A 989-nucleotide genomic window follows, 5' to 3' on the forward strand; every position below is an offset into this window, starting at 1 on the left:
CGTCGATGCGCTCTGCCATCCGCATCGCGCGCTTGTAGTCGCTCGTGAAGACCGCCGCGTCGAGCGCGAGGTCAGAGCCGTTCGCGATCTCGAGGGCCTCGGCCTCGTCTTCGAAGGTCGTGATCGCGGCGATGGGGCCGAACTGCTCCTCGTCGACGATGCGGGCGTCGTGCGGGACGTTCGCGAGCAGCGTCGGTTCGAAGAACTGGGTGGCGAGTTCGTCCGGGACGCCTTCGGGTGCGCGGCGGCTCCCGCCGCGGACGAGATCGGCTCCCTTCTCAAGGGCGTCCTCGACGAGCGTCTCCACCCAATCGGCCTGCTCTTCGCTGATGAGCGGGCCGAAGGCGGTGTCCTCATCGAAGAGGTCGCCGGCCTGCCAGGCGTCCATCTGGCCGTCGATCAGGTCGACGAGGTCGTCGTGGACCGACTCGTGGGCGAGCACGCGCGAGATGGCCGAACAACGCTGGCCGGCGTACTTGAAGGATCCTTTGGCACAGTTGCCCGCGACGTCGGAGAGGTCGGCGTCGTCGAAAACGACCGCCGGAGCGTTGCCGCCGAGTTCCATGTGCAGGTTCACCATGCCGCTCTCGCGGGCGACGTGTTTGCCCGCGCCCGAGGAGCCGGTCATGGCGATCGCGTTGACGCGGTCGTCGCCGGCGAGTACGTCGCCGATCTCGCTGGCCTCGCCGGGGACGAAGTTGAACGCGCCGTCCGGAATCCCGTCGACGTCGGCGATGACGTCGGCGAGGATCGCCGCGGAGATGGGAGTTTTGCTGGCGGGCTTGAGCAGCACGCTGTTACCGGCCGCGATCGCGGGTGCGACCTGTAACGCCGTCGTCGCGAGCGGATAGTTGTAGGGCGTGATACAGAGGACGGCACCGATCGGCTCGTGCTTGACGATCGCCTGCCACCCCTCGTGCCCCGCCGTCGATCCCTCGCGGTACTCGCCCGTGCTGACGACGTTGCGCGCCTCCTCGGCCGCGCGATCG

1 protein-coding gene is annotated in these 989 nt (G+C 68.5%); it reads right to left on the reverse strand.

Going from position 1 to position 989, the window contains the following annotated elements:
• Positions 1 to 989, reverse strand: a 989-nt coding sequence (locus tag PGX04_RS24705) for an aldehyde dehydrogenase family protein (RefSeq protein WP_273740929.1), incomplete at both ends; no start/stop codon positions are given.

This window comes from Natrinema soli (assembly GCF_028618695.1).